We start from the raw sequence: 9,940 nt of genomic DNA on the forward strand, positions 1-9,940 counted from the left end.
TTCACTATCCCCTCACCCCTATACCCTCTTTCCCCTCACCCCTATCCCCTTTTTCAGTATACTACCTATCTCCTTTTTCACCAACACTTATATAATTTACTCAACTTCTCTTATCTTGCAAAGGTTTAACAAGACAAAACTCAAGAATTATTATGAATCTTTACAGCATTGATGCGGGCAACTTCAAATTAGATGGAGGAGCGATGTTTGGCGTAGTGCCTAAAACCTTTTGGAACAAATGGTCGCCTGCCGACGAAAACAATTTATGTACTTGGAAAATGCGTTGCCTGCTGATTGAGCAAGGAAATCAGCTCATTCTAGTCGATACAGGTATGGGCGATAAACAAGATGCCAAATGGCAATCTTATTATTATCGTCATGGTGAAGGCAATTTGATTAACTCTATCAGAAAAGCAGGATTTTCTGAAAAAGACATAACCGATGTCATTCTCAGTCATTTGCATTTTGATCACTGTGGCGGAGCTGTCCAATGGAATAACAATCGAACAAATTATGAAAGTACTTTTGGTAATGCTAAATATTGGACACATTCTGCACATCTTGACTGGGCTTTGAACCCTAATATGCGCGAAAAAGCTACTTTCTTTAAAGAAAACATATTACCACTACAAGAGGCCGGGCAACTGTTTTGTATAGATAAAGACCAAGCTACATTCGAAAATATTGATTTTTTATTGGCAGATGGCCATACTGAGAAAATGCTTATGCCAAAAATTCAATATAAAAATCAAACGATTTTGTTTGTGGCAGACACCATTCCTTCAGCTGGGCATATTCCTGTACCTTATGTGATGGGGTATGACGTAAGACCTCTGCAAACGATGGAAGAAAAAACTCAAATTCTTACCCAAGCAGCTGAAGAAAAATGGGTACTGTATTTTGACCACGACCCGATACACGACTGCGCAAGGGTTGTTTCAACCGAAAAAGGATTCAAATTGGAGGAAGCCTTTCCGCTCTCGATACTAGGCTAACCAATGGTTTGAGGTAAAAATTTACCTCAAATCCCTCTTATACACATTAAAACGGCAATTTGAGCCTCTCAACACCCATTTTCTTCCAATTAACGAAAAACAGGATTGGATTTATACTTTGGCAAGGTTTTAGTATTACCATTTACTCAGTTAGCAAAACAATCTGTAATATAACCACTATTTTTTTTTCGGTTTAATGTAAAAATTAATATCTTTATCATGGTTTTTGACCATACCCATAAAATTCATTGATATTAAGTTTCTTACAAAATCCGCCCGACTAAAATCTTCGTATATTTGGGAAATTGTTCTTGCTTACAGTTACTATTTTTTTACAAGAGCGCTTCCGACTCGTATACCACTGTCAAATTATGATAACTAACATGTTGAAGAAAGTATTACTCGTAGATGATGATTCTGTCACTTTATCACTTTGTGATATGGTCATAAAACGCTTTACCTTTGCCGAGGAGGTAGATAAAGCGCAAAATGGACAGGAGGCTATAGATTATTTCAACGAAATTGTACAAGATTCTACCAAACCTAAATCGGATGTACCCTCGGTTATTTTTTTAGATTTGAATATGCCTGTGATGAATGGATGGGACTTTTTAGACGAATTTATTCGTAAAGGATTTAATAAGCTTTTCCCAGATACCCGAATCATCGTGTTGTCGTCGAGCATCGACCCAAGAGATATACAACGGGCCAGTAATTATGATATTATCATCGAGTTTATTAGCAAGCCTCTTACTCTCAAGGTAATTAAGGAAATTAAGCAGCATTCTGTGTTGGTTCCACATTTTTCTTAAGCTCTGTTTTGACAAGATAGCTGAGCAATTGGGATACTCTGCTACTATACAGACTGTTAGGCGAACGATTTATATTTAAACTAAACAATAGAATTCCTGATAAAAATATTTTTGATTTTATTTACCCCAATTGGGAGGCAAATATTTGAATACTTCTTCTATTTTTGTAACCGAGTGCAATGTAAACAAGACATTTCACCCGGTTTTTTTTATCTCTAATTGAAAACCTTCAACCTCAGACCTAAGTCAAGGTTGGATTTGCCATTTCGTTAAAATTGTAGTGATTATTCCCTACAAGCAACAAGAAAGTATAAATTAACATTAGACCTCTGGTCTTATTACTAGATTATCCTTGAAAATGACTTTCAGGTGTATGTACTTTTTAACAGTTTTCGACTGGTAAAAAATGAGTCCTGAATTAGCAGTTTCAGTTTTATAGAGTAATCAAACCGTTGATTTCATTACTTCCTTTTACATACGAGTTTCTAGCGTATTGATACCGCATTTTATCATATCGATTCTGAAACAGACGTAGTTACAACTGATTGATTCGATGAAAATGAACCGCCTTTACTGGTCTGCTCAAATTTTTGGGTGGCTAGGTTTTAGCATTTGTATGCTTTTGGCAATCGCCCCGCCCTCTATCACATTCATAGATGGAATGATAATGCTTTTCCCTATAAATCTGATAGGACAAGCAATTGGGTTTTCGCTTTATAAACTCTTATCAAGATTTCAATACAATTTGAATTTACTATCACGTAATATTCGAATTGGTTTTGCTTTTTTAATAGTTGCTGCTTTAATTTTTACGCTATGCTTTAAAGGCTGTATAGCCATTCTTACTCCACACATCGAGTTATCGTGGATTAAAGTTAGCGTTATGGGATTGCTCGGGAGTAGTATTTGGATTTCTTTATATCTTTCAATTCGAACGGTAAAACAATTTTATGTGGATCTTCGAACCGAAGCAACTGTCCAAAATCTCATTAGAAGTACAGAGCTGGATAGCCTGAAAAGTCAGTTAAATCCTCATTTTTTATTCAATTCCCTCAATTCCATCAAGGCTCTTGTAAGAATTGATCCTCCCCTGGCGCAGAAATCTATTATTCAACTTTCGGACATTCTTCGCAAATCATTGACCATCAGCGAAACTCCCATGATTCAATTAATGGATGAGTTATTGATGATGCAACAATATTTGGATTTAGAAAAAATCAGGTTCGACAAACGATTAACTTATCACTTCAAACTCGAAAATCAATCACTCAATTTTAGAATACCTTCGATGTCGCTTTACCTCCTTGTCGAAAATGCCATTAAACATGGGGTGAGCAAATTGAGAAAAGGGGGCGAACTTTTTATACATACGAGGCTCGAGGACACTCATCTTGTTATTATTGTTCGCAATACGGGAGTTTTGGAAAAGAAGGAAGATTTTTACGGGACAAGTCTCAAAAATCTGGAGCGAAGACTCAACCACATGTATAGTGGCAAAGCCCAACTATTATTTACTGAACAAGAAAATATGGTGGTAGCTACCTTGAGTATTCCTTTAGAGTAATACGTGTGCATTAGTTTTACCCAAAAAAAGCCTCAATAACTCTTAAATTATCGTGGCAAAATTAGATTATCAATGCGTTAGTCTCTAAGCCGAAGGCCATGGGCAAGCAGAGAACTTTATAACTTTATAAAAACTCCTTTTTTTCTCAAGCTTAGTGCCTATTGCCAGAAAACTTAAATTTAATTATTAAGCTTTCAGCTTTGGGCCACAGGCAAAAAACATACCTATCGTTAGTAAAAAACAATTTTACACTCTTTGCCTGTTGCCTTATGCCTAAAACACAAAAGTTAAATCTAATTGTGCATGATTACTTATCAGTAATAAATCTCCAAGCTAGCGCATCCATAAGCCAAGTACTCAAAGTTACCTTTCAAGCGATATTAGCTAAAATACTTTTTGAGTTGACTACTTTTCTTAAGCTCTTGCAAAATCTCCATGGTAAGGGGCTTACTTATAAACTCCAACACAATTTTGTATTTCCCAGCTTTCACAAAGTCTTCGGGGTCGATTGTTGAGGATAAAATACAAACCTTAGTTTCTGGATATTTGGTAGCAAATTTTTGTAGATAGGCTTTCAAAAAATCCCATCCATCCATAACAGGCATATTCAAATCAAGAAAAATTAAAGTTGGAACTGTACTATCCGTGGCCGTCCCCTCCTCTAATGCAATAAAAATATCCAACGCTTCTCTTCCATTCTTTACTGTCTGAACCTTCTGAGAAAAGCCACTATTTTTGATGGCAAACTCACAAAGTGAGAGTGCTATCAAATCATCATCAACTACAAGTACACTTTCAATCATCATTTTAAATAATAAATTTACGAACCTCAAATTATTTTGTATTAACACAAATTGTATTTTAAAAGCTAAGTTTATGAATATTTCACTACCGATAGCTTTAGACAATGCGTTTACAAATACTCTGAATTACTAATTAACTAATACAATTTAAGACTTCCATACAAATATGGTACAAACGAAGGATATCGGTTAAAAAATCAGATTTTTCACTTCCTGTTATCATTCGGCAGAACCTACCATCAGTAATCATCTTTTATTTAATCAATCTATTTTAAAAAAAGGCAAAATTAATTTTATCTGCTTTGAGCTTTTTGCCGTAGGCTCTGCGAACAAATGGATTTTATGATAAAATAAAGACCAAATGCTTGGGGCTTAACTCTAATAAATATGAATTAATATTTATTAGAAACCATGCAATTCCTAAGACAATTAGCCAAAGGTAACATTAGAACCTAGAGGGCAAATGGGATTTCACTAACAAAAAAATCTCCAACTCACTAGCAGAAGGCTTTTACTTCTTGAAAGATACTATAAAAGTAGTTCCAACACCCTCCTCACTCTGCACATCAATCATCCCTCCTAATGCTCTTACCTGCGAATTGATAATATAAAGCCCTAAGCCTTTACTATCTGGATGGTCATGAAATCGTTGATACAATCCAAAAATTTTATCTCTGTGACGCTTCAAATTGATTCCAACACCATTATCGGAGAAATACAACTTTAAGAATCCTTTGCTATCTCTTGTATAAATATTGAGTCTAAGCTTCCTTTCTGGTGACTGATATTTGAAGGCATTTGTAATCAAATTTTGCAAAATTGATTCAAGATAGGTCGCATTAAAATAGACTTCTCTACCTTCAGAAAAATCTACTTGAATGATTTCTTCGTGCTTTCTTAGATAGGAAAGCTGTTCGAGAGATTTATCTAATTCTTCCTCCAGATTTAAGGATTGTTGCTCAATATTAACATTATTTTTGATAACTAATATGTCCAGTAAATCATTTATCGTATGATTTAAGACATGAGTAGATTCTTTAAATTTTTCCAATAAGAATAGCGTCATTTCATCTTTTACCTGATTGGGATTGATGAGATCAAGGATAGCGAGCAAATTTGAGAGGGGTGCTCTCAAATTATGAGAGGTGATATAAGAAAACTGCTTAAGGTCTCGATTACTTTCACGCAACTCCTTAATCAATATCTCTCGCTCCTCCTCACTCTTTTTACGACTAGTGATATCTCTTCCTGATACAAATATCAAATCTTCTGTTGGAATTTGCGTTACCGTACAATTAATCCATTTAATACTTTTGTCGGCCGCAACACAACGTAGCTCAAAAGGCGAACTTACCCGATTTTCGTGCAGTTCATCTATCGCATTTTGTAAAATTGGCCAATCCTCTTCCCAAATAAATCGTTGTATGGGTTTAGAAATCAAGGTTTGCTCGTCATAACCCAATACTTTTTTGAAGCCATGATTGACTTGCGTCATAAAGCCTCGCAGATTGGCCATTCCCATTAAATCGCGACTAAACTTAAATATATATTGAAGTTGCTCTTCCGAATTGCGCCTTCTAATTTCATAGCCAAGCTGTCGACAGATACTTTCTACCAGATTAATCAGATGAATGTCTTTTTTGGTAAACTTATCATTGAAAAATACCACCCAAGCCACATAATTATCTTTGTAACTGATAGGCACCGAAAAGGCAGAGCGTAAACCCAAACGATTTGCTGCTTCTCTGCGCAAAAACAACTCTTCAGAGTTCAAATCTTCAATCCAGTATACCTTTTGGTGTTTTGATTTCCTTTTAAAAACCGTTTGCTCTATCGGTACAGACGAAAACGATATAGCATCAGCAAATCCCTGAAAATCTATGGCATTGGTTTCATCAAAATCATAGGCAATCATCTTTATACTCTCGCCCGAAGAACATGTTAGCCATATCTCTGCATATTGCCATTGTATATACTCTCTTACATATTTTAGGATAGCATTCAGGCCGTCGAGAAGGTGTCGCTCACTACGTAGTTTTTCGACTACTTCCAACACAAACGTTCTTTCGTTTCTGGCATGTATTTGCTCTGTAATATCCACAACCATTACGTTGGTTGCCATCTTGCTACCAAATTGAATATCTGAAGTAGTTACTTCAACGTCAATAATTTCGCCATTCTTTTTTTGATGTCTTACCTGCCAATGTCGAACAGGATTAGACGAAACTACATCGTTAGGCAGGTTTTTGAGTTGCTTTAAATCGATGGCAGGCCGAATATCACGTAGAGTCATTTGAAGGAATTCCTCTCTGGTATATTCATATTTTTGGATAGCTGCGGTATTTACTTCCAAAAAAGCGTAGGTTTCATTATCATAAATCCACATAGGATAAGGGTTATGAAAAAAATACGCCCCTAATTGATGATCAAGAAACTGGATTTGCCCCTCCCGTTTCTTTCTGTCATTTATATCAATAATCGCACCAATGATTCGAAACGGCCTACCCGAAGCATCATTTAATATATATCCGCGTTCGTTTACCCAACTATAATGACCATCGGCCTTTCTAAATCGATACTCAAGCTCCCAATATCGTTTGGTGTTATCGGCCAAAGATTTCTGAATCGAACCCATTACCCTTGAATAGTCTTCGGGGTGCAATCTTTCCTCCCAAAAATCAAAAGTTTTGTTGTAATCGTCTTCTGAATATCCCAAAGACTCATAGAATTTTTTTCCAGAACGCTTTACCTGATGATTAAGTAAATCGATATCCCAAACGGCTCCAAGTTCGATACCTTCTCCCAAAAACTCCCGATTTTCGAAATACCCCCCTGTTGTTTCGCTCATCGAGAAACAATCCATCATTACCTTTTCAACCGTTTGTTCGTCGTATTCTGATTTAATCAGAAAATGTTTTGCTCCATTCACCAAAGCTAACAGGGTAGTCTCGGGCGAAGCAACCTCACACAAGGCCACCATTGGTAATTTATAGTCAGCCCAATCCATCAGTTGTAGGAAAACCTCCGCATTTGGATGATTATTCATATTCAAATCAACAAACACAAGGTCAAATTTATGCTCGCCTAACAAACAATCTTTGGTTTGGCTGACCGATTTGGCATGGACAATCGTATTAGTAGAGATACAAGAGTTTTGAATACAATCTAAAAGAAGATGATATTCATCGTCATGATCTTCAACAATAAGGATATTTAGGCTTTTATCTTCCCAATTCATTTTAAGCAAAATTTTTTCTAATAATAGCAATCAAGTTTTTTGTATGAGGCAATAGTCAAAGCCTTTTAAAATGTATTTCATAACCACACATTTATACATTTGTCTAAAGTCCAAGGCCGAAAACCCATAGCTAAAAGCCTGAAGCACTTCAATTATCTAAGGTACAGTCGAAAGCTCTTTTTTAAATCAAGGATTGATGCTCTGTCGATAAAAATACAAAATAGGCCAAAAGCTTGAAAAAAATTTCGTCAATTAGCAAGTTTACGAATGTGGAGGGTATATTTTGAGCATCGATAGGTAGAGGTAGGAGCACCTAAGAATCAAATGAGGAGCGACGATGTGAGCTTACTTTCTTGCCTTTATGAGGATTAATCCTAATAAAAAAACGAGCTATTAAACACGAAGGAAACCCTGATGTTTATTAGCTCGTTTGCGTGTAACATGAAATACTGACGGTCTAGGCGGCGTACATAGTTACATTTTAAAAGACTTTTAAATAGTTTTTCAAAATGAGTAAGGAATACATCCACTACAATTGGCAACAATAAAGTTTTGCGTCAAAATTCCATTTCATACCTCACCATCTCTCCCGATTGGCTTTCTGAATTTCAATTCATTATCTTGAGCGGCGAGCAGTGAAAAAATCGCTTGTCTCGATAATCGCCTCGATACATGAAGAAGCTACTATTGCTGAAAGTAAAACAATTACGGTGGTCATTATTATTTAGTGATTATTAAATATATTATTTAGTGATTGATCTATATGCTTTAAAAATTAGCAAGATTTTTTAACATTTGCGAATTGTACAAATATTTCATACAATATTACAAAATTTTAATCATTTCTTTTACTCAAGATATACACTTTTAACACTTATTTGATATCTGCAATATTTTATATACTATCGTAGAATTTTTTTTATTATCTAGTAAAACCCTATGATAAAGGTGCAAAAAAACCAATTAACGCTGAAGATAGCTTAAGATTTCGTCGACAAATTTTGGCATTTCGTCCAATCGGTTAAGACTATTTTTTATTAATAACGTCAGAACTCCATTTATTAATGTAGTCGACTTTAATTCTAATAAGCTTCTAATAATATATTTTCTGTCCTGAAAGCTTATTTTAGTAATTTTGTATCTTGTTATTATTTTTCATTATCCTAAATTTTCATGAATTGAAATCCATGCAGCTACCAACCTGCAGCTAATTTCCCTTCATTAATTTATAAAGCAATCAGACAATAGATTATACTAAGTAAATTTTTCTTTCGGTCATAAAACTTATGTTCTCTTTTTTTAAATCCAAACAAAGTAAACAAAATCGGATAATCGACTTTTTGAGCAATCAAATAGTAGTGGATATTCACTCGCATTTATTGCCGGGAATCGATGATGGTGCGCCAGATGTACCTACTAGTTTGTATCTTATTGAAGAATTACAAAACCTTGGTTTCAAAAAGCTCATCACTACACCACATATCCGAATGGAGGTATATCCCAATTCTCCATCGATTGTGCAGGAAAAATTGGCAATTATCCAACAGGAAATTTCGGAAAAAGGCTTGAGTATTCAACTGAATGCTTCTGCCGAATATTATATCGATGATAATTTTAATGAATTACTTCAACAAAATGATATTATCCCTTTTCCAGAACCCAAATATATTCTTGCCGAATATCCCATGATTGCGCCTCTCATGAACTTTGAACAGAGAGTTTTTGAGATGACCAAACGAGGATATACACCTATTATCGCCCATCCCGAACGATATAGATATTGGCATAATATGCCCGAAGCTTTTCAGAGACTAAAGGATTTGGGATGTCTACTACAACTCAATATTCTTGCTATTGAGGGATACTATGGCCCTGACATTAAAGAATGTGCCAAATCGTTGCTGAAAAATAATCTCTACGATTTGATTGGTACCGACTTACACCACGAAAGACATTTGGGAAGATTGAAAAGGCTTGGCGAAATGAATAAAGAAATGCAATTACTTGAAAAATATAGTTTCCAAAATAAAGTACTTTTTTAAAATTAGGGATGGGGTTAGTGGTTAATTGTTATTTATTCTCCAAAATCCGACAGCCGAAATCCGATAGCTTTATATCCTGAACAGAAATCTACAAATTAATTCTATTTGCTATGACAAAAAATTGTTACCCTTACCTCCTAGATCCATGCCCCATTGAATTTAGAAATAAACCTAAATATGACGTTACGATTCCTTATGAGAGAATTATATATGTACAAGGTCTGGTAAACTATTCTATGATTAATCAATTAGATAGTTTACCGTCGGTTTTTTCAATTACCTTAAAAAATTTATTGCCTCGACTTACCGAAAAATCTCTCACTTTTGTAAGAGTCCATAAAGCCTATATCATTAATATGGACTATGTTTTGAGCTATAATAAGACCCATATTACCCTTGTAGGTGGCACCATCATTCCTATTGCAAAACGGCGTTGGAAAGAGGTATACTCTTATTTGACCAAACAAGAATCGTAAATAAGTAATT

7 protein-coding genes are annotated in these 9,940 nt (G+C 35.1%); 5 read left to right on the plus strand and 2 right to left on the minus strand.

Annotated features, from left to right (window positions below; translation table 11 throughout):
* The first annotated feature begins 152 nt into the window (after nucleotides 1-152).
* The 3 genes from ACOVQ4_RS21285 to ACOVQ4_RS21295 all read left to right on the plus strand — a co-directional run bounded on the left by ACOVQ4_RS21285 (nucleotide 153) and on the right by ACOVQ4_RS21295 (nucleotide 3,371).
* Complete coding sequence (locus ACOVQ4_RS21285) at nucleotides 153-995, plus strand: MBL fold metallo-hydrolase (RefSeq protein WP_421822611.1); 843 nt, start codon at nucleotides 153-155, stop codon at nucleotides 993-995.
* 371 nt (nucleotides 996-1,366) lie between these two features.
* A complete protein-coding gene (locus ACOVQ4_RS21290) occupies nucleotides 1,367-1,807 on the plus strand; it encodes a response regulator (protein ID WP_421822612.1) in 441 nt (146 codons plus the stop codon).
* Between the two features lie 553 nt (nucleotides 1,808-2,360).
* Complete coding sequence (locus tag ACOVQ4_RS21295) at nucleotides 2,361-3,371, plus strand: sensor histidine kinase (RefSeq protein ID WP_421822613.1); 1,011 nt, start codon at nucleotides 2,361-2,363, stop codon at nucleotides 3,369-3,371.
* A gap of 380 nt (nucleotides 3,372-3,751) precedes the next feature.
* Here the strand turns inward: ACOVQ4_RS21295 and ACOVQ4_RS21300 are convergent, their stop codons facing one another.
* Together ACOVQ4_RS21300 and ACOVQ4_RS21305 are read right to left on the minus strand one after the other, a co-directional pair.
* Nucleotides 3,752-4,177, minus strand: a complete 426-nt coding sequence (locus ACOVQ4_RS21300) for a response regulator (protein WP_421822614.1) — start codon at nucleotides 4,175-4,177, stop codon at nucleotides 3,752-3,754.
* A 508-nt stretch (nucleotides 4,178-4,685) separates the two neighbouring features.
* Nucleotides 4,686-7,412, minus strand: coding sequence for a PAS domain S-box protein (locus ACOVQ4_RS21305; RefSeq protein ID WP_421822615.1), 2,727 nt, complete (start codon nucleotides 7,410-7,412; stop codon nucleotides 4,686-4,688).
* A gap of 1,286 nt (nucleotides 7,413-8,698) precedes the next feature.
* Here ACOVQ4_RS21305 and ACOVQ4_RS21310 point away from each other — a divergent pair.
* Complete coding sequence (locus ACOVQ4_RS21310) at nucleotides 8,699-9,454, plus strand: tyrosine-protein phosphatase (protein WP_421822616.1); 756 nt, start codon at nucleotides 8,699-8,701, stop codon at nucleotides 9,452-9,454.
* Nucleotides 9,455-9,564: 110 nt separating this feature from the next.
* On the plus strand, nucleotides 9,565-9,930 hold the full coding sequence (locus ACOVQ4_RS21315; RefSeq protein WP_421822617.1) for a LytTR family transcriptional regulator DNA-binding domain-containing protein: 366 nt from the start codon (nucleotides 9,565-9,567) through the stop codon (nucleotides 9,928-9,930).
* The last annotated feature ends 10 nt before the right edge of the window (nucleotides 9,931-9,940 follow it).

This window comes from Flectobacillus sp. (genome assembly GCF_049240685.1).
Taxonomy (GTDB): Bacteria; Bacteroidota; Bacteroidia; order Cytophagales; family Spirosomataceae; genus Flectobacillus.